Origin of the sequence: [Brevibacterium] flavum (genome assembly GCF_019317305.1) — a bacterium.
GTDB lineage: Bacteria > Actinomycetota > Actinomycetes > Mycobacteriales > Mycobacteriaceae > Corynebacterium > Corynebacterium glutamicum.
On record NZ_CP079240.1, the window covers coordinates 845,298 to 865,016 of the forward strand.

At 55.2% G+C, this 19,719-nt stretch carries 22 protein-coding genes; 14 read left to right on the plus strand and 8 right to left on the minus strand.

The annotated features are described in order from the left end of the window. Positions 1–5 precede the first annotated feature (5 nt). The 5 genes from mtrB to secA all read left to right on the plus strand — a co-directional run bounded on the left by mtrB (position 6) and on the right by secA (position 7,319). Positions 6–1,541 carry a two-component system sensor histidine kinase MtrB gene (gene mtrB / locus KW808_RS04095; RefSeq protein ID WP_181244858.1) on the plus strand — a complete coding sequence of 512 codons (1,536 nt, stop codon included), beginning with the start codon at positions 6–8 and terminating at the stop codon, positions 1,539–1,541. Next, positions 1,538–3,244, plus strand: a complete 1,707-nt coding sequence (lpqB, locus tag KW808_RS04100; protein ID WP_003863562.1) for an MtrAB system accessory lipoprotein LpqB — start codon at positions 1,538–1,540, stop codon at positions 3,242–3,244. The genes mtrB and lpqB overlap by 4 nt, the downstream gene beginning before the upstream one ends. A gap of 95 nt (positions 3,245–3,339) precedes the next feature. Further along, complete coding sequence (locus KW808_RS04105; protein ID WP_230471468.1) at positions 3,340–3,834, plus strand: ComF family protein; 495 nt, start codon at positions 3,340–3,342, stop codon at positions 3,832–3,834. 143 nt (positions 3,835–3,977) lie between these two features. Continuing rightward, a complete protein-coding gene (gene hpf, locus KW808_RS04110; protein WP_003858182.1) occupies positions 3,978–4,643 on the plus strand; it encodes a ribosome hibernation-promoting factor, HPF/YfiA family in 666 nt (221 codons plus the stop codon). A gap of 138 nt (positions 4,644–4,781) precedes the next feature. Continuing rightward, positions 4,782–7,319 carry a preprotein translocase subunit SecA gene (gene secA / locus KW808_RS04115; RefSeq protein ID WP_003863560.1) on the plus strand — a complete coding sequence of 846 codons (2,538 nt, stop codon included), beginning with the start codon at positions 4,782–4,784 and terminating at the stop codon, positions 7,317–7,319. On the opposite strand, the gene KW808_RS04120 is transcribed toward secA, so the two are convergent. Continuing rightward, positions 7,316–7,699 (minus strand): Rv3235 family protein, encoded by a 384-nt coding sequence (locus tag KW808_RS04120; protein ID WP_003858177.1) that lies wholly within the window; start codon positions 7,697–7,699, stop codon positions 7,316–7,318. The genes secA and KW808_RS04120 overlap by 4 nt on opposite strands. A 116-nt stretch (positions 7,700–7,815) precedes the next feature. Between KW808_RS04120 and KW808_RS04125 the strand changes: the two genes are divergently transcribed. Further along, the gene (locus tag KW808_RS04125; RefSeq protein ID WP_003863558.1) at positions 7,816–8,226 is read left to right on the plus strand and encodes an HAD-IA family hydrolase; all 411 of its coding nucleotides are present in this window, start codon (positions 7,816–7,818) and stop codon (positions 8,224–8,226) included. 2 nt (positions 8,227–8,228) lie between these two features. Continuing rightward, the gene (locus tag KW808_RS04130) at positions 8,229–8,735 is read left to right on the plus strand and encodes a DUF6912 family protein (protein WP_003858173.1); all 507 of its coding nucleotides are present in this window, start codon (positions 8,229–8,231) and stop codon (positions 8,733–8,735) included. Position 8,736: 1 nt separating this feature from the next. Here KW808_RS04130 and rsgA read toward each other — a convergent pair whose 3' ends face one another. Together rsgA and aroA are read right to left on the minus strand one after the other, a co-directional pair. Then, positions 8,737–9,744: a ribosome small subunit-dependent GTPase A gene (rsgA, locus tag KW808_RS04135; protein WP_370684771.1), complete on the minus strand. Its 1,008-nt coding sequence runs from the start codon at positions 9,742–9,744 to the stop codon at positions 8,737–8,739. Then, positions 9,719–11,011, minus strand: a complete 1,293-nt coding sequence (gene aroA, locus KW808_RS04140; RefSeq protein WP_003863553.1) for a 3-phosphoshikimate 1-carboxyvinyltransferase — start codon at positions 11,009–11,011, stop codon at positions 9,719–9,721. The genes rsgA and aroA overlap by 26 nt, the downstream gene beginning before the upstream one ends. Before the next feature lie 10 nt (positions 11,012–11,021). Here aroA and KW808_RS04145 point away from each other — a divergent pair, with 10 nt between their 5' ends. Then, positions 11,022–11,663, plus strand: coding sequence for an SOS response-associated peptidase (locus tag KW808_RS04145; RefSeq protein ID WP_003863551.1), 642 nt, complete (start codon positions 11,022–11,024; stop codon positions 11,661–11,663). Here KW808_RS04145 and KW808_RS04150 read toward each other — a convergent pair. Then, the gene (locus KW808_RS04150; protein ID WP_003863550.1) at positions 11,660–12,772 is read right to left on the minus strand and encodes an HNH endonuclease signature motif containing protein; all 1,113 of its coding nucleotides are present in this window, start codon (positions 12,770–12,772) and stop codon (positions 11,660–11,662) included. The two genes, KW808_RS04145 and KW808_RS04150, sit on opposite strands and share 4 nt — an antisense overlap. A 167-nt stretch (positions 12,773–12,939) precedes the next feature. On the opposite strand from KW808_RS04150, the gene KW808_RS04155 reads away from it, so the two are divergent. Next, positions 12,940–13,560, plus strand: coding sequence for a sigma-70 family RNA polymerase sigma factor (locus tag KW808_RS04155; RefSeq protein ID WP_003863549.1), 621 nt, complete (start codon positions 12,940–12,942; stop codon positions 13,558–13,560). A 2-nt stretch (positions 13,561–13,562) separates the two neighbouring features. Continuing rightward, positions 13,563–13,832: a mycothiol system anti-sigma-R factor gene (gene rsrA / locus KW808_RS04160; protein ID WP_003858161.1), complete on the plus strand. Its 270-nt coding sequence runs from the start codon at positions 13,563–13,565 to the stop codon at positions 13,830–13,832. Positions 13,833–13,877: 45 nt separating this feature from the next. On the opposite strand, the gene KW808_RS04165 is transcribed toward rsrA, so the two are convergent. Next, complete coding sequence (locus tag KW808_RS04165; RefSeq protein WP_020948532.1) at positions 13,878–13,952, minus strand: 50S ribosomal protein bL37; 75 nt, start codon at positions 13,950–13,952, stop codon at positions 13,878–13,880. A 111-nt stretch (positions 13,953–14,063) separates the two neighbouring features. Next, on the minus strand, positions 14,064–14,324 hold the full coding sequence (gene whcE, locus KW808_RS04170) for a WhiB family transcriptional regulator WhcE (RefSeq protein ID WP_003858159.1): 261 nt from the start codon (positions 14,322–14,324) through the stop codon (positions 14,064–14,066). 525 nt (positions 14,325–14,849) lie between these two features. On the opposite strand from whcE, the gene KW808_RS04175 reads away from it, so the two are divergent. Then, on the plus strand, positions 14,850–15,272 hold the full coding sequence (locus KW808_RS04175) for a hypothetical protein (protein ID WP_003858157.1): 423 nt from the start codon (positions 14,850–14,852) through the stop codon (positions 15,270–15,272). 16 nt (positions 15,273–15,288) lie between these two features. Here KW808_RS04175 and KW808_RS04180 read toward each other — a convergent pair whose 3' ends face one another. Further along, the gene (locus KW808_RS04180; RefSeq protein WP_003863545.1) at positions 15,289–16,491 is read right to left on the minus strand and encodes an Rv3212 family protein; all 1,203 of its coding nucleotides are present in this window, start codon (positions 16,489–16,491) and stop codon (positions 15,289–15,291) included. A gap of 3 nt (positions 16,492–16,494) precedes the next feature. Continuing rightward, entirely contained in the window at positions 16,495–17,769 is a 1,275-nt protein-coding gene (locus KW808_RS04185) for a DEAD/DEAH box helicase (RefSeq protein ID WP_003863544.1), read from the minus strand. 68 nt (positions 17,770–17,837) lie between these two features. Between KW808_RS04185 and KW808_RS04190 the strand changes: the two genes are divergently transcribed. The 3 genes from KW808_RS04190 to KW808_RS04200 are packed head-to-tail and all read left to right on the plus strand — an operon-like array spanning position 17,838 to position 19,718. Further along, the gene (locus tag KW808_RS04190; RefSeq protein ID WP_003858150.1) at positions 17,838–18,065 is read left to right on the plus strand and encodes a DUF3107 domain-containing protein; all 228 of its coding nucleotides are present in this window, start codon (positions 17,838–17,840) and stop codon (positions 18,063–18,065) included. A 14-nt stretch (positions 18,066–18,079) separates the two neighbouring features. Beyond that, positions 18,080–18,949 (plus strand): DUF3152 domain-containing protein, encoded by an 870-nt coding sequence (locus KW808_RS04195; protein ID WP_034983598.1) that lies wholly within the window; start codon positions 18,080–18,082, stop codon positions 18,947–18,949. Between the two features lie 7 nt (positions 18,950–18,956). Then, on the plus strand, positions 18,957–19,718 hold the full coding sequence (locus KW808_RS04200) for a TIGR02569 family protein (RefSeq protein WP_003863542.1): 762 nt from the start codon (positions 18,957–18,959) through the stop codon (positions 19,716–19,718). Position 19,719: the final 1 nt, after the last annotated feature.

Consider the following 19,719-nt stretch of genomic DNA (forward strand, 5'->3'; position numbering starts at 1 on the left):
ATCGCATTGTAGATAAATGGCGAACCTCACTGCAGGTTCGCGTGCTCGGCTCCATCTTCACCGCATCAGCTGTCGTGATGATCCTTTTGGGGCTGGGCATGCTGACTGTATTCACCCAACGGTTGGTGGATCAGAAAATCGATATTGCGAGCTCCGAAATCGACCGCGCCCGCGTCATCGTCGAAGAACAAATCACCGCATCCGGCGCCTCAACATCGGTGCAGGCGCGAGTGAACTCTGCCCGCGCTGCGCTCTCCAGCTTGGGTACCAGCGGCAGTACAGAAACCAACGCCGCCTACGATCCAGTCGTGTTGGTGAACAACGATGACCTGGTGGTCTCTCCCGAGGGTTACCAAATCCCAGAACGTTTGCGATACTTCGTCTCTGAGAACCAAGTCTCGTATCAGTTCTCCAGCATCGACCAAGGCGACGGATCGTCCTACCAAGCGCTCATCATCGGAACGCCCACGGAAAGCGACATCCCGAACCTCCAGGTGTATCTGGTGTTCTCCATGGAAAGCGACGAATCCTCTCTTGCTCTCATGCGAGGACTCCTCTCAGCTGCACTGCTGATCGTGGTGGTGCTGCTGGTCGGTATCGCATGGCTTGCCACCCAACAGGTCACCGCGCCGGTGCGTTCGGCGAGCCGGATTGCGGAGCGTTTCGCTCAAGGCAAACTGCGTGAACGCATGGTGGTGGAAGGCGAAGACGAGATGGCCCGCCTGGCGGTGTCCTTCAACGCGATGGCCGAATCGCTGTCCGCGCAGATCACCAAATTGGAGGAATACGGCAATCTGCAACGACAATTCACATCGGATGTCTCACACGAATTGCGCACACCGCTGACAACGGTGCGCATGGCTGCTGATCTAATTGCCGATAGTGAAGATGAACTTTCACCCGGTGCGCGCCGCGCCAGCCAACTGATGACCAGGGAGTTGGACCGATTCGAGTCGCTGCTGAGCGATCTATTGGAAATTTCCCGACACGACGCCGGCGTTGCCGAACTGTCCACCGCGCTTCACGATGTCCGCATCCCAGTGCGATCGGCATTGGAACAAGTACAACACTTGGCCACCGAGCTCGATGTGGAATTGCTTGTTGATTTGCCCGAAGAAGCGATCAACATTCAAGGCGATTCCAGGCGCATCGAAAGAATCATTCGCAACCTTCTAGCCAATGCGATCGACCACTCCAAGGGCTTGCCGGTTGAGTTGAAAGTTGCCGACAACGAGGACGCAGTAGCGATCGTTGTTATTGATCACGGCGTCGGCCTGAAACCTGGACAAGACGAATTGGTGTTCAACAGATTCTGGCGAGCCGACCCTTCGCGCGTCCGCCATTCTGGTGGCACCGGCCTGGGTCTTGCGATTTCTCGCGAAGATGCGATGCTTCATGGAGGAAACCTTGATGCGGCGGGAACGATCGGTGTTGGTTCCATTTTCCGTTTGGTCTTGCCTAAAGAGCCGCATGGAAATTATCGTGAAGCACCGATCCCGTTGATCGCTCCAGAGACACCGTGGGAAGGGGAGCAGCAGTGAGTAAAATTTCGACGAAACTGAAGACCCTCACCGCGGTGCTGTCTGTGACAACTCTGGTGGCTGGGTGTTCCACGCTTCCGCAGAACACGGATCCGCAAGTGCTGCGCTCATTTTCCGGGTCCCAAAGCACACAAGAGATAGCAGGGCCGACCCCGAATCAAGATCCGGATTTGTTGATCCGCGGCTTCTTCAGCGCAGGTGCGTATCCGACTCAGCAGTATGAAGCGGCGAAGGCGTATCTGACGGAAGGGACGCGCAGCACGTGGAATCCGGCTGCGTCGACTCGTATTTTGGATCGCATTGATCTGAACACTCTGCCAGGTTCGACGAATGCGGAACGAACGATTGCGATCCGTGGAACGCAGGTCGGAACGTTGCTCAGCGGTGGCGTGTATCAGCCGGAGAATGCGGAGTTTGAAGCTGAGATCACGATGCGTCGGGAAGATGGGGAGTGGCGTATCGATGCTTTGCCGGACGGGATTTTATTAGAGAGAAACGATCTGCGGAACCATTACACTCCGCACGATGTGTATTTCTTTGATCCTTCTGGCCAGGTGTTGGTGGGGGATCGGCGTTGGTTGTTCAATGAGTCGCAGTCGATGTCCACGGTGCTGATGGCCCTTCTGGTTAATGGTCCTTCGCCGGCAATTTCTCCTGGTGTGGTCAATCAGCTGTCCACGGATGCGTCGTTCGTGGGGTTCAACGATGGGGAGTATCAGTTCACTGGTTTGGGAAATTTGGATGATGATGCGCGTTTGCGTTTCGCCGCCCAGGCCGTGTGGACGTTGGCGCATGCGGATGTCGCAGGTCCCTACACTTTGGTCGCTGACGGCGCGCCGTTGCTGTCGGAGTTCCCAACGCTCACCACCGATGACCTCGCCGAATACAACCCAGAGGCCTACACCAACACGGTGTCCACGTTGTTTGCGTTGCAGGATGGATCGTTGTCGAGGGTCAGTTCCGGCAATGTGAGTCCACTACAGGGCATTTGGAGCGGTGGCGATATCGATTCTGCAGCGATTTCCTCCTCCGCCAATGTGGTGGCAGCGGTACGCCACGAAAACAACGAGGCAGTGCTTACTGTTGGCTCCATGGAAGGCGTGACTTCAGATGTGTTGAGGAGTGAAACGATCACTCGTCCCACCTTTGAATACGCGTCGAGTGGATTGTGGGCTGTGGTGGATGGGGAGACGCCTGTTCGAGTCGCACGATCGGCAACAACCGGTGAGCTCGTCCAGACGGAGGCGGAGATCGTGCTGCCAAGGGATGTGACGGGTCCGATCTCTGAATTCCAACTGTCACGAACTGGGGTCCGGGCCGCCATGATCATTGAAGGCAAGGTGTACGTGGGCGTCGTAACGCGTCCTGGTCCGGGTGAGCGGCGCGTGACAAATATCACGGAGGTGGCGCCGAGCTTGGGCGAGGCGGCGCTGTCGATCAACTGGCGCCCGGACGGCATTTTGCTGGTCGGCACGTCGATTCCGGAGACTCCGCTGTGGCGCGTCGAGCAGGACGGATCGGCGATATCGTCGACGCCGAGCGGGAATCTCAGCGCGCCGGTGGTGGCGGTGGCAAGTTCCGCGACGACGATCTATGTCACCGATTCGCATGCGATGCTGCAGCTGCCGACTGCCGATAATGATATTTGGCGCGAGGTGCCCGGTTTGCTGGGCACACGTGCGGCGCCGGTGGTTGCGTACTGATGGAGCTGTTCTTCCCGCGCGCATGTGGTGGTTGTGGGGCGCCGGGAGCGTCGTTATGCAGTGACTGCCAGCGCGTGTGGAGGAAGCCGCCAACATTGGCGCGGCTCGATTTAGATTTACCGGTGTGGACGTTGTCGCCGTATGACGGCCCGCATCGCAACGTGCTCATTGCGCTGAAGGAGCACGGCCGAAGCGACCTTGTGGCGTTTGTGGGTGCGGTGGTCGGTGCGTCGATAAGCTATCTGGCGGCTCAGGGGGAAGTTGAGCACGACATCACGCTGGTTCCGGCGCCCACCCGCGCCACCTCGCGACGCCGGCGGGGCGGCGATCCGGTTGAGCGGGTGTGCAATGCATCACGCTTATCGACGTTTCCCTGCCTTCAAATCTCATCCCGCACACCAGACTCCGTCGGTCAAACTGCGCAACAACGAAGACTCAATATGCGAGTGGAGTTAGTCCGACAACCTCGGGGTTCTGTCTTGATCATCGACGATGTGGTAACAACGGGGGCAACTATTTCTGCATCTGCAAACGTTCTTCGCGCAGCGGGTGTGCAGGTCAGAGGAGCTTTAACTTATTGCCAAGCGTGATCTTGGATATAAAAGGGGCCCCTATTGGCAATGTGGTTATGACCAGAAGTAGTATAAGAAGTGAAGTTGATCGCGTCATCGTAGTACGAGTAATTCCACTCACACATCAATGCGGTGACCACAATTGGGAGGAGAAGTAGCACGTGACTACACCTGCTGAGAACAACACCCTTAGCCCCGAGACCAAAGTAAGCATCACTGGTCGAAACGTTGAGGTTCCTGATCACTTTGCAGAACGAGTAAATACCAAACTCGCAAAGATTGAGCGCCTCGACCCAACGCTGACCTTCTTCCACGTTGAGCTACAGCACGAGCCAAACCCACGTCGTGCTGACGAAAGTGATCGCATTCAGATCACCGCCACCGGCAAGGGACACATCGCCCGAGCAGAAGCAAAGGAAGACAGCTTCTACGCGGCACTGGAAACTGCACTAGCCAAGATGGAGCGCTCCCTGCGCAAAGTGAAGGCACGTCGCAGCATTTCCCGCTCCGGACACCGCGCACCACTAGGCACTGGTGAGGTCGGTGCACAGTTGGTAGCCGAGTCCCAAGAGGCACGCGGCGCCGATGAACTAGGCAAATACGATGTTGATCCTTATGCAGACAAGGTCGATGACGTCATGCCGGGCCAGGTTGTTCGTACCAAGGAACACCCAGCAACCCCAATGAGTGTGGATGACGCACTATCCGAGATGGAATTGGTTGGACACGATTTCTACCTCTTCGTCAACGAAGAGACCAACCAGCCATCGGTGGTGTACCGCCGACACGCATTCGACTATGGATTAATTTCCCTGTCCGATGCATAGCAATTAGTTGCTAAGTACCCGCTACCGTAACGGTAGCGGGTACTGTGTTTTAGGAACCGTGCGTAGTTTTAGGAACAGTGCGTACAATATAGGTTCGTTATCATTTTTCCGTATCGCTATTTATAAGGACGACTGCTCGTGTTTGGATTGTCCAAGGTGCTCCGCGTCGGCGAAGGCCGTGCCGTGAAGCGACTTCACAAGATCGCTGACCAGGTTGTCGCGCTTGAAGAAAAGTTCGCCAACCTGACCGATGAGGAGCTCAAGGCAAAAACAGCCGAGTTCAAAGAACGCATCGCTGGCGGTGAAGGCCTCGACGAAATCTTCCTCGAAGCATTCGCAACGGCCCGCGAAGCATCTTGGCGTGTGCTCGGCCAAAAGCACTACCGAGTACAAATCATGGGTGGCGCAGCACTGCACTTCGGCAACGTTGCCGAAATGCGCACCGGTGAAGGCAAAACCCTCACCTGCGTGCTGCCCGCATATTTGAACGCACTTGAAGGTAAAGGCGTCCACGTTGTCACCGTCAACGATTACCTAGCGAAACGTGACGCCGAAATGGTCGGTCGTGTCCACCGCTACCTGGGCCTCGAAGTGGGAGTCATCCTCTCCGACATGCGCCCAGACGAGCGTCGCAAGGCCTACACCGCCGACATCACCTACGGCACCAACAACGAACTCGGCTTCGACTACCTGCGCGACAACATGGCACGCTCCTTAAGCGACCTCGTGCAGCGTGGCCACAACTACGCCATCGTCGACGAAGTGGACTCCATCCTCATCGACGAAGCCCGCACCCCACTGATCATCTCCGGACCAGTAGACGGCACATCGCAGTTCTACAATGTCTTCGCACAGATCGTCCCACGCATGACCAAGGACGTTCACTACGAAGTCGACGAACGTAAAAAGACCGTCGGTGTGAAAGAAGAAGGCGTCGAATACGTCGAAGACCAACTCGGCATCGACAACCTCTACGCACCTGAGCACTCACAGCTGGTCAGCTACCTGAACAACGCCATCAAGGCACAGGAACTGTTCACCCGCGACAAGGACTACATCGTCCGCAACGGCGAAGTTATGATCGTCGACGGCTTCACCGGCCGTGTCCTTGCCGGCCGCCGATACAACGAAGGCATGCACCAGGCGATCGAAGCCAAAGAGCGCGTAGAGATCAAAAACGAGAACCAGACCCTGGCGACCGTTACCCTCCAGAACTACTTCCGCCTCTACACCAAACTCGCCGGCATGACCGGTACCGCAGAGACCGAAGCAGCAGAGCTCAACCAGATCTACAAGCTCGACGTCATCGCGATCCCAACCAACCGACCAAACCAGCGCGAAGACTTGACCGACTTGGTGTACAAAACCCAAGAGGCTAAGTTCGCAGCAGTCGTCGACGACATCGCAGAGCGCACCGAAAAGGGCCAACCAGTCCTCGTCGGTACCGTCTCCGTCGAGCGCTCCGAATACCTCTCCCAGCTGTTGACCAAACGAGGCATCAAGCACAACGTCCTCAATGCGAAGCACCACGAGCAGGAAGCACAGATCGTTGCTCAGGCAGGTCTTCCAGGCGCCGTCACCGTTGCCACCAACATGGCGGGCCGTGGAACCGACATCGTGCTCGGCGGAAACCCAGAAATCCTCCTCGACATCAAACTCCGCGAACGTGGACTTGATCCTTTCGAAGACGAAGAAAGCTACCAGGAATCCTGGGACGCTGAACTTCCAGCAATGAAGCAGCGATGCGAAGAACGTGGCGACAAAGTCCGCGAAGCCGGAGGACTCTACGTCCTTGGCACCGAACGCCACGAATCCCGACGCATCGACAACCAGCTGCGCGGTCGTTCTGCACGTCAGGGCGACCCAGGATCCACCCGCTTCTATCTCTCTATGCGCGACGACCTGATGGTTCGCTTCGTCGGCCCAACCATGGAAAACATGATGAACAGGCTCAACGTCCCAGACGATGTGCCCATCGAATCCAAAACCGTCACCAACTCCATCAAGGGCGCCCAAGCTCAGGTGGAGAACCAGAACTTCGAAATGCGTAAGAACGTTCTGAAGTACGACGAAGTCATGAACGAACAGCGCAAGGTTATCTACAGCGAGCGACGCGAAATCCTCGAATCCGCAGACATCTCCCGCTACATCCAAAACATGATCGAAGAAACAGTCAGCGCATACGTCGACGGCGCCACCGCCAACGGCTACGTCGAAGACTGGGACCTCGACAAACTCTGGAACGCCCTCGAAGCCCTCTACGACCCATCGATCAACTGGACCGACCTCGTCGAAGGCAGCGAATACGGCAAACCAGGGGAGCTGTCCGCCGAAGATCTACGCACCGCACTCGTCAACGACGCCCACGCCGAATACGCAAAACTCGAAGAAGCCGTATCCGCAATCGGCGGCGAAGCACAGATTCGCAACATCGAACGAATGGTGCTCATGCCAGTCATCGACACCAAATGGCGCGAACACCTCTACGAAATGGACTACCTGAAAGAAGGCATCGGCCTGCGCGCAATGGCACAGCGCGACCCACTGGTCGAATACCAAAAGGAAGGCGGCGACATGTTCAACGGCATGAAAGACGGCATCAAGGAAGAAACCGTCCGCCAGCTGTTCCTCCTCCGCAAGCAGTTCATCAAGCAAGACGCGGAAGTCGCTGACTAACTCAGAACCCTGAAATTCAGCATCCGCCACATGCCGCCCGATTCGGCCAATCGGGCGGCATATGCCGTTCTCCGAACACCCATAGAAATACTCCCGCACACTTCCGCAGACTTCTCTCCGAGTTGGACATGGCAAGACAACAGATCCGCCGACTCGGTAAACCCCAGCCTGCGGCGAGCGGAAACGTGGGCGCGGACGGGGGCGTCGAAAAGCTTCGGGGTTAAGTGAGCGATTGGCCGAAGGCCGAACGCGGAATCCAAAGCGACCCTCACCAGCACTGACACCTCCCGCGGCACTTCGGTGCGTGCGTGGATTGCCTGAGGCAACGGATCGGGCACAAGATATAACAAATGTGCGAAACCTGGAATTGGAACAAGCACAACAAATCTCCTTGAGAGAAAATCTCAAGGCAAAAAACAAGCCACCCCAATCTGTGCGACAATCAAACCACAGACTACGACTATTATGTCACGAAGAAACCAAAGAAAGGGAAATAATGCGCGGACTAATTGTTGACTACGCCGGAGTACTAGACGGAACCGATGAGGACCAGCGTCGCTGGCGCAACCTGCTCGCCGCAGCAAAGAAAAATGGCGTCGGAACCGTGATCCTCAGCAACGATCCAGGTGGGCTCGGCGCAGCGCCGATCCGGGAACTCGAAACAAACGGGGTAGTCGATAAGGTGCTGCTGTCGGGAGAACTTGGCGTCGAAAAGCCAGAAGAAGCCGCTTTCCAGGCCGCCGCAGACGCCATCGACCTGCCCATGCGTGACTGCGTGCTTGTCGACGACTCGATCCTCAACGTGCGCGGCGCCGTCGAAGCCGGACTCGTAGGCGTCTACTACCAGCAATTTGACCGTGCAGTCGTCGAAATCGTCGGACTGTTCGGGCTAGAAGGAGAATTCTAATCTTGCGCGTCTACATCCCAGCAACGTTTTCCACACTCCGCGGACTCAATGAATCCCGCGTCATCACAGCACGCTCCGGATACGGCTTCGCAGTCACCCCAGCACTCCTTGACTTCTACACCGACGGTGACGAAGAAGAAATCGCACACGCAGCCTTCCAAGACGCCGCAGAAGCCTCCATCCGACTCCTCGCAATCGGCGACGAAGAAACATTTCCCTACCGCCGAGTCGTCGTCTCAGTAGATGTTGACGACTCCGTGGTGACCTACCAGCCTGAAAACGGCGAATCCGTAGTCAAACTCAGCCCAGCGCACATCAACCTCGACGACGTAGCAGCCATCCACATCGACGTCGAAGCCTCCGAAGCAGACACCAAAAAAGCTATCGAAGTCATCGACGAATCCGACCTCGGCGAAGAAGACGCCGAACTCACCGTCGGAGACGCCCAAGACAACTTCATGGCCTGGTACGACCCAGAAGAGCTCCCCTTCCTAGTCGAGCTCCTCTAGATCACATATCCCACGCGTCGTTGCTCCTCAACGCAACGAGCAACGCACGCACCGCCTCAACACGACGCGCACTCGCACCCTCCAGGCGATCCAACGCACAACCAGGATCCGCCGGAGGGCCCAAATGCGAACACCCACGAGGACAATCCTCCGCCGCTAAAGCCAAATCGTCGAACACACCAACCACAGTGTCCGCATCAACATGCGCCAAACCAAACGAACGAATACCCGGCGTATCGATAATCCAACCATTATCAATGGCAAGAGCGACCGACTGAGTCGACGTATGCCGACCCTTGCCAACCCCCGACACGACACCAGTCTCACGATCGGCATCCGGCACCAAACGATTCACCAACGTCGACTTACCCACACCAGAATGCCCAATAAGCGCCGTAATATGGCCCTCCACGACCTCCAAAACAGGATCAAGAGGATCATCAACACCACAAACAACAACCGGCACTTCCAAAGCCTCAAACTCCGCAGCGAACTCCGCAGGATCCGCCAAATCAGACTTCGTCAAACACAACACCGGCTGCAAATTACCAACAAACGCAGCAATTAGAGCACGCTCCACAAAACCCGCCCGAGGCGGCGGATCGGCGACAGCAGAAACAATCAACAACTGATCCGCATTAGCCACCACAATCCGCTCAAACGGATCCGTGTCATCAGCCGTACGACGCAACACACTCGTGCGCTCCTCAAGGCGGACAATTCGAGCCAACGAGCCCGGACGGCCAGACGTATCGCCGACAACTCCGACACGATCACCCACTTCGATAGCCGTACGCCCCAACTCACGGGCACGCATCGTCACAATGGCATCTTGACGACCATCGAGAACAACACCCCAACGACCACGATCCTTCGTCACAACCATGCCCACTAGAGCATTCTCATGCGATGGCCGATCCTTCGTACGAGGGCGGGTACCTTTACCTGGGCGAACACGAACATCGGATTCGTCATAGCTGCGTCTAGCCAACCATCTCCTCCCAAACATTTTCAAAACCAGGGAAAGTCTTGGAAGTGGTCTTAATGTCTTCAACCTGAACGCCATCAACCGCGAGGCCAATGATCGCACCAGCAGTAGCCATACGGTGATCAGCATATGAATGCCACACACCACCGTGCAGCGACGCAGGCTCAATCAACAGACCATCCTTAAGCTCAGTGCACTTTCCACCAAGTTTGTTGATCTCCGCAGTCAACGCAGCCAAACGATCCGTCTCATGGCCACGAAGATGAGCAATACCGGTCAAACGAGACTCTGTCGACGCCAACGCAGCCAACGCCGCCACGGTAGGGGTCAACTCACCGATATCGGACATATCGATCTCAATGCCCTTGAGAGCAACCGGACCAGTCACCGACAGATCGTAACCTTCACCCTGAGCAACCAGCTCAACTTCGCAGCCCATGCGCTCAAGAATCGAACGAATAGCATCGCCAGGCTGAGTAGTTTTGATTGGCCAGTGGTTAATCTTGATGGTTCCACCAGTGACCGCAGCGGCAGCTAGGAACGGAGTCGCATTAGAAAGATCCGGCTCAATGCGCCAGGTCCGACCCAAGATCTCACCAGGATGAACAACCCACTGATTTTCTGACTCTTCGATCTCAATGCCTGCGGAACGAAGCATATCGACGGTCATCTCAATATGCGGCATGCTCGGCAGACGACCACCGACGTGCTTAACGGTGACGCCATTTTTAAAACGAGGCGCTGAAAGCAAAAGACCAGAAACAAACTGAGATGAGCCGGAAGCATCAATCTCAACCACGCCACCCTCAGGGACCTCACCAGCATTAACAGTGAAAGGCAGATTGTTGTTGTCTACCTCCACACCAAGCGAACGCAGCGCATCCAAAATGCTGGTCATCGGACGAACACGAGCTTGAGGATCGCCATCAAAATGAACAGGACCATCAGCGAAAGCAGCAACAGGAGGCAAAAAGCGCATGACCGTACCAGCAAGACCACACTCAACGGAGCCAGCAGACAACTGTCGGGGCTCAACGCGGTAGCGATCGACTGCCTCTTCAGTAATGGTGATTCCGAGGCTGCGTAGACCATCAGTCATGAGATCGGTATCACGACTACGAAGGACATCAATGATGGTGGATGGAGTTGATGCGAGCGCAGCCAAGATGAGGGCGCGGTTGGTGATCGACTTGGAACCAGGGATAGCCAGGTCCGAGACTATGGGGCCGCGAGCGCGCGGAGCATCCCAGATGGGCAAAGAGATAGACGAATCAGACACAAAGACCATAATAGATGTTATGTGTGGAAGATTTGTTTTGTTCACCACCGGTGATTCGCTTATTGACGCAACCGAGATAGCACTTGACCGATCAGTCGTGGCTCCGCAAGGAACTCCGGGACCGCGATACAACCTTGCTCCGACTCAGATAATTCCGATCGTTCGCCCCGGGGAAGAGATGCTTTTGGAACCGGCGCGTTGGGGATTGTTTCCGCATTGGAAGAAGGATGATTCAGGTCCTCCGCTTTTTAATGCACGTGGCGAGACGGTGGCGGAGAAGCCGTCGTTTCGTGATGCATTTAAACAGCAGCGTTGTTTAATTCCGATGGATGGTTATTACGAATGGCACGATAAGAAGCCTCATTTTGTTTCTTTAGGTGATGAGCTGATGTGGGCTGCGGGTTTGTGGTCGACTGGTTTAGATCAGATGTCGGCGACGATGGTGACGACCGAATCTGTGGAGCCGATTGCATGGTTGCATAATCGTTTGCCACGGTTTTTGGAGCATGACGAGTTGGAGCAATGGCTGTTTGGTACAGCTGAGGAAGCTAAAGAGATGTTGCATCCGGTTTCTCAAGAGTGGGTGACGCGCTTGAGTATCCGAGAGGTGTCGTCTGATGTGGGGAACGTGCGTAACGATCACGCTGGCTTGCTGGATTAGGCGGCGATTCGACGCTCCATGTATTTGCCGAACTTTGTCCCCCAGGTTTTATTCGATTTAGATAAAGGCCCGTCGGGGATGGAGAACACCGGTATTCCATCCACTAGGAATAGGACGGTGCCGTCCGGTAGTGGATAGCACTGGAGCCTCCCTTCAGTCTTCTGGATGTGGTGGAAGACACACAGGGGATGAATATTCCACGGTGTTGTCGGCCCTCCTTCACCCCAGGGGATGATGTGGTCCAGTTGGCAGTTTTCGACCGCTACACTGCAGTCAGGGACGCTACAGGTGGTGCGTAGACCTTTGATGTAGACGCGCATTTCTCGGGTTGGAGCGTAGGCGGTGGTGTAAGAGAAGTGGGCGGCGTCCATATCCCGACTGGACGTGGTTCGGGTTTTCCAGAACTCAGACTGTTCCTTTGACAGCCAGGTTCCTCCTTCTAAGTATTCAGGGCTGTCTTTGGTGCCGTAGGTGTTGAGTACGACTTTTGTCGGCAGACCACGAATGATGTGGAGTAGGGAAGTGCCTGGTGTGCAGTCCTTATCTTTGGACATTTGTTCCAGGGCAGCCTTGATTTCTGTTACTTCGCTGGCGGTGGCATCGACGGTGATACTGATCCCGCCTTTGTTGTTTCTGCGGTAGCGGATGGAGCCATCATTGGTGGCTGAGGAGGCATTGTCGTCGGGGCAGTGTTGTGCGATAAATTTCCGCATCATTGCGGAAATTGAGCTTGCCTGGGGCAAGCACTGAGCCTCCGCTCGAGGCGTCAGGTAATCGACGAGGTAGGCGTCGAAAAGCTCTCTCTTCTCGCTTGGCACTTTTTCGCCAGCTTTAGTGATCGCGTTGATGCGCGCCATGTCGAGATGACCAAGCTTTTCGACGAGTTTGTAGAAGTTGGGTAAGTACGGCAGGAAGCAGATGCTAAATAAACAAGCGGCGATCAGTTTGCGGGATAAGCCTGTGCGCACGCATATTTTGTTGATGGCTGTGGCTAAATCATCGTCATCTTTGGGGCGTAATCGATGCCAAAATGCGAGGTCACGGCGATTAGTCTCAACAATTTCGGTGCTTAAAGGATCCTGCGGATTATTGACGGTGAAGTAGAACATTGTTTCCCCCTAGATTTGAAGTGGTACATATGTTCTAACTGATGTGGTGGACACGCGGGGGTAGAGTAAAGTCTAAGCAACAGCTCACGTGGCTTTACAGCTACCCCCGAAAGGTCTGTTTTTTATCGGAAGTAGAATAGTCAACACGCATTTTCGAAAGGGGCCACATGGCTGAAAACCGAACCGGCACAGTCGATGGAGACGCGTTGGCTGCCCGCTTTGAAGAGGAGGCACTGCCACTCCTTGACCAGCTCTATGGCGGTGCTCTGCGCATGACTAGAAATCCCGCAGATGCGGAAGATCTCGTGCAAGACACCTATATCAAGGCGTACCAGGCGTTCGCGAGCTTCAAACCAGGCACCAACCTGAAGGCTTGGCTCTATCGGATCATGACGAATACCTACATCAACCTGTACCGAAAGAAACAGAGGCAGCCATCGCAAACCTCTGCCGATGAGATCACTGACTACCAGCTCGTTGAATCTCAATCGCATACCTCAACAGGGTTGGAATCCGCCGAGGTTGAGGCTCTGAAAAATCTGCCAGACGGAAAAATTGGCGATGCAATGAATCAACTCAGCCCGGAATACCGGATGGTGGTTTATTATGCCGATGTAGAAGATCTCGCATACAAAGAAATCGCCGAGATCATGGACGTTCCACTCGGAACTGTGATGTCCCGACTCCATCGTGGAAGAAAACAGCTCCGAGGAATGTTAAAGGAAGTAGCGAAGGAACAAGGCATTGGTCTTGAACATCCCGACATGAAGAAAAATTCGGAGGCATAACGATGACGAATCTCAACCGCAGCGACTCGCAAGGTGATTGTGGCTGCCCTGAATTCTTCGATGAAATGTATCAGCTACTCGACGATCAACTCAGCGAGTCTGCCTGCGAGCGTCTGCGGATTCACGCGGCAGGCTGCCCCGCATGCCAGCAACTGCTAGAGGCCGAATCGGAGTTTCGTAGTCTGTTGCGCAAGTGCTGCTGTGAATCGGCACCTGTGGAGCTCCGTCAGCGAATTTCTTACCGAATTCGTGTCGAGCATCATCTGGAATAGAAAAAACCGCCTGGAAGATAATTTCTTCCAGGCGGTTACTCTTTTTTAAGAGTTAGGGCGGCGTCCGTGGTTCGCGCCCTTCTTGCGACGATCCTTACGCTTACGTCCTCGCTTGCTCATGAGTCCTCCTTTTAGTTCAAATGTTGATCAACTGTAGATACTTTAGCGGGTGCTCATCAGCGGAACAAAGATGAGGTTACGCAGCGGGAAAAATGTAGTTGTGAAAGTTGTTTAAACTGCGATGCGTGCGCGACCGCGACCGCGGTTCTTGCGGCGCTTGAGAGCGCGACGCTCGTCTTCGCTCATGCCACCCCAAACGCCAGCATCCTGACCGGTTTCCAGAGCCCATGCAAGGCACTGGGATGTAACTGGGCATCGGTTGCAGACCATCTTTGCGGATGCGATCTGTGCGAGTGCTGGGCCGGAGTTGCCGACTGGGAAGAACAGTTCGGGATCCTCTTCACGGCAGATTGCTTCGTGGCGCCAATCCATTTCGATAACTCCTTTTCGTAAAAGCCTGTTGTTGTCACTGGTCCGGGCGCGCAGGAAGGAGACCATCTAGTGGTCTGAAGAGTGGATTTCACAACCCGCGATCGATAAATACGGACGCTCTTTGCGTCCTGCCGTTTACCTGGGGTTCATCTTGCGCTGCACCGGTGTTAAGAATCAGTTTTTTCTGAGTTCTTTTTGGTACTTGAAAATAGTCTCATGTACACCCGCTGTTGGCTAGACCTAGACCCCATTTTGTGAGGTAATTCACATATTCGGGCCGAGTTTTAATCGAATTCAAGGCATATATTGTGGGGTGGAACACATTGCCCTGCTGTTTGAGGCGTGTTAAAAGGCGGACTACCTGTAGTTTCTTGAAAACTAGAGAAAGAACACTCTCGCCCGATGTGTCAAATTCCCTTAAAGCTTTCACCGGAAAGTATTGTCACCTGGCGCAATATAAAAGTTAACCAACCAGTCATCCAATATGTCGCCTAAGTAGTCTTCCCAAAGTTAACAGCTAGAATCATGGCCGTGACTTCTCCGAACATGCCTGCATCAATTCGCTGGGGCGGCATCGTCGCCCTCATTCAATCCACCATCGGATTCGGTTACGCCTTTTTCCTTATTTACAGGGAAGCTACGGGCGAGACGGATCCAAGCATCGTCTACGAAACCGATAACGCCAACACGTGGGTTGGCTACGGTACCGCCGCATTCTTCATCATTGTGTTCGGAACGGTTGTTGCAGGCGCAATCAACATGATGAAGGGGCATCGCTGGGGACGCGGAGCTGTCGTCATGCTGAATATTATTTTGTTGCCGGCTGCGTATTACATGTTTATCGAAGGCCGATTCTCCTGGGCGATCGTCACAGGAATCTCAGCTCTCTTCGTTTTGGGCGCACTGTTTAATAAGCGCGCCGTCCTTTGGGCTAACAACGAGATCTAGCCTAGAGCAACGAGATCTAGCCTAGAGCAACGAGCTCAGAGCCACGCTTTTCGACGATCACCTGCCCTACAACGCCGAGCGCAACTTCACCGTCGTAGCCCGCACGGTCCACCGGAATGGTGCGCTGCACCTCTCCGGTGTCCCAATTAGCTACCGTGATGCCCTCAGCGGTGGGGTAGAGGAGACTTCCGTTCAACGCAATGCCGGTTCCTAAAGCATCATTGAAGCTTTGTCGTACATTGAGCTGAGTGGGAGAGAACAGTACGAGGCTGTCTCCGTTGAACCAACTCATATGGTGTGGAAGATCAGCGGTCGCGCTTTGAAACGGCGGATCCGGGAACTCAACCTCATCGACTGCTTGTTCTCCAACTAGTTCACCATCATCGTTGTAGGAGACGATTCGAGGCGAAGGATCGTTTGTATACACCGCAGCCGCTGATTGACCGATGGCAACGATCCTGCCATCGGTTATTTCTATGTCTTGGGTGATTTCAGGAGTTCGGGAATCGTCTGGTGTTGTGCCCATGAACCTCAAGTAAGAAGATCCGTCAGGGCAATCCTCGGTGATAGCCAATAGATCTTTGCGTGTCATGGCGGACGTAATCGAGCATTCCGGATGTGGTTGTTGCCCAGATTCTTGAGGAGCTTCCACATCGCCGTATTCGATGGTTCGCACCAGATCGGATCGCCAAAGCTCCAAGCGTTCTGTCCCGAGAACACCGATCCGATCGTTCGAGGAGATCGGTGCTACGTGGTCGCTGGAGATTGCGCTGCGTGTTGCTTGGTATTGGCCGTCGTTGGCGTTGATGGCGGTGACGTCGCCACATCCGATTCCGGTTTTGTAGGTGGCGACGGCGGCGTCGAATCCTACGGAGAGGCTGCAGAGTTCTTTGTCGCGTTCGTAGCTCCACAGGAGGGCGCCGTCGGGGGTGTAGGTCTTGATGGTGTTGCCGTCGGCGGTGGAGATGACTCCGCCGGTGATGAGGGGTTTGTGGTTTGTTGAGGTGTCGGTGGCTCGCCAATGTTCGCTGAGTGTTTCGGGGATGGCGTCCAGTGTGGTTGAGGCGATGAATGGTTCGTCGGCGGGGGTGAGTTCAGATCCTCGTATTGGTGCGGTTGCCCAGACCGTGCCGACGCCAATGACTGCGAGTGCTGTGATGACACCGGTTGCGATGAGGTCTTTTTTGGTGCGTTTGAGTGGTTGAAGCTTTGCTGCCATGAGTTATTTCCGGGTGCGGCGTGGTGGTCGTGGGGCTGTTCCGCCTAGAACTTTGGTTGGTGGTCCGACTCGTTCGGTGACACCTTCTGGGATGTCGAGTGCTTCAAGCAGCTCTGGTGAGGTGGAGAACCATTGTGGTGGGTTTGGTTGGCCGAGTTCGAGTTCGTTGTCGATGACGGTCCATTTGAGGGTTTCGTCGTAGCCGACAAGAGTGACGGCTGTTCCGTTGTGCCCTGCGCGTCCCGTGCGTCCGATACGATGGACGTAGGTCATAGGATCGTCGGGGGTTTGGTAGTTGATGACGTGGGTGACGTCATCAACATCGATGCCTCGGGCGGCTACGTCTGTGGCTACAAGGATGTCAATTTTTCCTGTGCGGAATGCGTTGAGTGATTTCTCGCGGGCTGGTTGGCCCATGTCGCCGTGCACTGATCCGACGGAGAATCCTCTGGAGGCTAGGTCTTCGGCAACTTGCGCTGCGGTGCGTTTCGTGCGGGCGAAGATGATCGTTTTGCCGCGATCTTTCGCTTGCAGGATTTTCGCGGTGATGGCTTCCTTGTCCATTTTGTGTGCCTGAAAAACCACTTGTCTGGTGGTTTTGTGTGTTGCTGAGGCGTCCGATGTCTCGGCTCGGATGTGCACTGGTTTGTTCAGGAAGCTGCGTGCGAGTGTGAGGATCGCGCCGGGCATCGTGGCAGAGAACAGCATGGTTTGATGCTGGTGGGTGAGGGCGCGGAGGATTTTTTCGATGTCGGGCAGAAAGCCCAGATCGAGCATTTCGTCGGCTTCATCGAGGACTAGGATCGCTACTTTGTCGAGCGATAGCGCGCCTCGTTTGTGCAGGTCGAGTAGTCGTCCGGGTGTGCCTACGACAACGTCGACGCCGACTTTGAGTGCGTCGATCTGTTCTTCGTAGGGGGTGCCACCGTAGAAGGTGAAGATCTTTAGCGGCAGGTTGGTTGCTGCGCGTTGGAGGTCGTCGCCGACTTGGACTGCGAGTTCTCGGGTGGGCACGATGACGAGGGCTCGGGGGGTTCCGTCGGTTTCTGCGACGTCGGCTGAGTCGAAGACTCTATCGAGGAGTGGGACACCGAATCCGTAGGTTTTGCCCATGCCGGTGCGGGCTTGGCCGATGAAGTCGTGGCCGTCGAGCGCGATGGGAAGTGTGTACTCCTGGATCGCGAAAGTTCGGTTGATGCCGAGGGCTTCGAGTGCGTCGGTGATTTCCACCGCAACGCCGAGCTCTGTGAACGTAGGTCTGGGGCTTTCAGAAGACACAACTTAGATACTATCGTTGCACGGTTACAATAGGGTCATTCCAATACAACGATTCTTTTAGGAGAGCTATGGATATCAAGATCGGATTTGCCGATACTGCCCGTGAACTGGTCATTTCTTCTGCTTTGCAGCAGGATGAGGCCGCTGCGAAGGTGTCGGAGGCTTTGGCTAATGATTCTGGCGTTTTAGATTTGAGCGATGAAAAGGGTCGCCGTTACATTATTCGTAATAGCCGAATCGCTTATGTTGAGGTCGGCACGAGTACTCCTCGTACTGTCGGCTTCGCTGGCGCATAGGGGCTTTTAGGCACGTGTCGTCTAAGGAACCTTTTTTGGTCCGCTTTGCGCGGGATTATGGTTGGCGTGCGTACGCCATCCCGGTGTTGACGGTCATTACTGTTTGGGTGCTGTTCGACGTGTTTTCTGCCGATCAGCCCGCTAATGGTGCGAGTGGGGAAGCGTCGACAAGCTTATCGACGCCCACCTCCACCCTCCGCGCCGGCCCCGACCCCGCGCAGGCCGAACCGCAAAGCGTTCCGCTGACGGAACTGCCGCCTGGCGGCAGCTACACCGAAACCGGTGCTGGCACTTTCCGCCAGGTCGGCGCTGCTCTTCCTCGCGTGGGCGAGGGGCAGGAACAAACTTTTACGTACGTCATTGAGATTGAGGATGGCGTCAATACGGCCGCTTATGGTGGCGACGATGCGTTCGTCGCAGCCGTCGATGCGACCTTGTCCGACCCCAAAGGCTGGACCGCCGACCCCGCGTTTGCCTTCGAGCACGTTTCTGGCGACGAGGACCCGGATCTGCGCATTCAACTGACTTCTCTGAGCACTACGCATGAGTTGTGTGGGAATGACATTGAGATGGAAACGAGCTGTTTCTACTCCGATGGCGGACGCGTCATGATCAACGAATCACGATGGATCCGTGGAGCCGCACCTTTTAAGGGCGATCTGGGCTCTTACCGCCAGTACTTAATCAATCACGAAGTCGGGCACGGCCTCGGCTACGCCGCCCATGATGCCTGCACCGCCCCTGGCGAGCTCGCTCCGATTATGATGCAGCAAACTTTGAGCTTGAATAATTCTGAACTTTTCCGCATCGACCCAGATGAGGTTTACCCCGACGACGACGCCACCTGCGAATTCAACCCATGGCCGTATCCTCGCGGATTTTAGGAGATAAATGTCTAATCAATTACCCGATCACGTCCGCGATGCTTTCCAAGTAGGTGCGGGACCTGCCGAACAACTCGGTCAAGCTTGGGACTTCGGATTCCGCGTCGGCAACACTGTGTTCGCCAAAGTGACGGCGCCGGAAATGTCGGGCTGGTCGTCGAAAACTCGCGAAACCCTGAAACCAGAAGGGGTGCGAGTCGTACGACCGATCCGCTCCACCGACGGCCGATTTGTGGTTGCGGGGTGGCGCGCATCGGTGTTCTCTACGGGAACGATCAGCAAACGAGTCGATGAGACCGTTGTGGCGGGTCTTCGTTTGGCAGATGCATTAGTGGATACGCATGCACCGGAACCTGTGGACAATGTGTTTAACCGTGCTGATGTGCAGGCCTGGGAAGAGCAGCCCGGTCGAATCGGTGAATTGTTGGAGCCGATTAATCGCGTGAACCAGGTTGGTCATGCGGATATGTTGGCGACAACGCTGTATGCGGGAACTCAGCCACCTGCAGTGACGGATTTGGTGCCAGTGCTGCGTCCGCATGGTTTCACTGCGGCATTGGTGATCGTTGATGGGTTGCTGCTGGGTGCGGTTGATGAGGGAATTCTGCGGAGGTTTTCGCATTTGCCGGAAATTGAGCAGCTGGTTTTGAGGGCATTTTTGTTCCGTCGAAACTTGCAGGAGTTCTCTGAGAACAACGATCCGAATGTTATTTCGAACCTAAACAGGGTGGAATCGACACTCGTGTCGTATGTTTCTGACAAGATTTGAG

Coding starts and splice junctions, on each gene's coding strand:
- KW808_RS04145 (WP_003863551.1), top strand. CDS start 11,022: ATGTGTGGAAGATTTGTTTTGTTCACCACCGGTGATTCGCTTATTGAC.
- KW808_RS04175 (WP_003858157.1), top strand. CDS start 14,850: ATGGCCGTGACTTCTCCGAACATGCCTGCATCAATTCGCTGGGGCGGC.
- KW808_RS04200 (WP_003863542.1), top strand. CDS start 18,957: ATGTCTAATCAATTACCCGATCACGTCCGCGATGCTTTCCAAGTAGGT.
- KW808_RS04150 (WP_003863550.1), bottom strand. CDS start 12,772: ATGTTCTACTTCACCGTCAATAATCCGCAGGATCCTTTAAGCACCGAA.
- KW808_RS04180 (WP_003863545.1), bottom strand. CDS start 16,491: ATGGCAGCAAAGCTTCAACCACTCAAACGCACCAAAAAAGACCTCATC.
- KW808_RS04125 (WP_003863558.1), top strand. CDS start 7,816: ATGCGCGGACTAATTGTTGACTACGCCGGAGTACTAGACGGAACCGAT.
- rsrA (WP_003858161.1), top strand. CDS start 13,563: ATGACGAATCTCAACCGCAGCGACTCGCAAGGTGATTGTGGCTGCCCT.
- KW808_RS04190 (WP_003858150.1), top strand. CDS start 17,838: ATGGATATCAAGATCGGATTTGCCGATACTGCCCGTGAACTGGTCATT.
- aroA (WP_003863553.1), bottom strand. CDS start 11,011: ATGGTCTTTGTGTCTGATTCGTCTATCTCTTTGCCCATCTGGGATGCT.
- KW808_RS04155 (WP_003863549.1), top strand. CDS start 12,940: ATGGCTGAAAACCGAACCGGCACAGTCGATGGAGACGCGTTGGCTGCC.
- whcE (WP_003858159.1), bottom strand. CDS start 14,324: ATGGATTGGCGCCACGAAGCAATCTGCCGTGAAGAGGATCCCGAACTG.
- rsgA (WP_370684771.1), bottom strand. CDS start 9,744: ATGTTTGGGAGGAGATGGTTGGCTAGACGCAGCTATGACGAATCCGAT.